This is a genomic window from Catenibacterium sp. UBA627, assembly GCF_002299355.1.
GTDB classification, from domain to species: domain Bacteria; phylum Bacillota_I; class Bacilli_A; order Erysipelotrichales; family Coprobacillaceae; genus Catenibacterium; species Catenibacterium mitsuoka.
The window spans coordinates 3,904-4,496 of sequence record NZ_DBPF01000100.1; the positions used below are offsets into that span (position 1 = coordinate 3,904).

Genomic DNA, 593 nt, shown 5'->3' on the forward strand with positions numbered 1-593 from the left:
AAAGAATCAAAACAATAAACAAAACAAGAATGTCTTTGGTATGACGGATTATGATATCCCTATGTTTGGTTTCAAGAGTGCTTTAAAAAAAACTGTGCGGAAAGCCCACTCCTTTGGGTGTGGGATGAATAACACACAATATAAATAGTGTTAATAATGGTAACTATGTATTATCCATTCTTTAAGATGTATGATTGTGAATTATTAGAAGAAGAAAAGTCAAACGAATCATCTGAAAATTAAGAGGTAACAGAAATGTTGTATATAGGTATAGATGGCGGAGGTACAAAAACAAAGATGGTTCTTTTTGATGAGAACGGATCTCGTTTAAAAGAATTAATCCTTCCTACAGTACATGTTCTCACTCAGCCACAAGATCAATCTATTGAAATATTAAGAGATGGTGTCAATCAGCTAGATCCTGATCATACTGCCATTATTGGTGCAGGACTTGCAGGATATGGCCAACAGAAAGAATTAAGAGATAAAATAGAATACATATGTAAAGAAGCATTTGAAGATAGAACTTTTGTCGTAGAAAGTGATGTAAGAATTGCGATAGAAGGTGCATTAGATGGTCATGATGGTATTGT

At 33.6% G+C, this 593-nt stretch carries 1 pseudogene; it reads left to right on the forward strand.

Annotated features, from left to right (window positions below):
* Window positions 1-255: 255 nt before the first annotated feature.
* Window positions 256-593, forward strand: a pseudogene (locus tag B2S90_RS06375) (hypothetical protein); the annotation flags it as partial.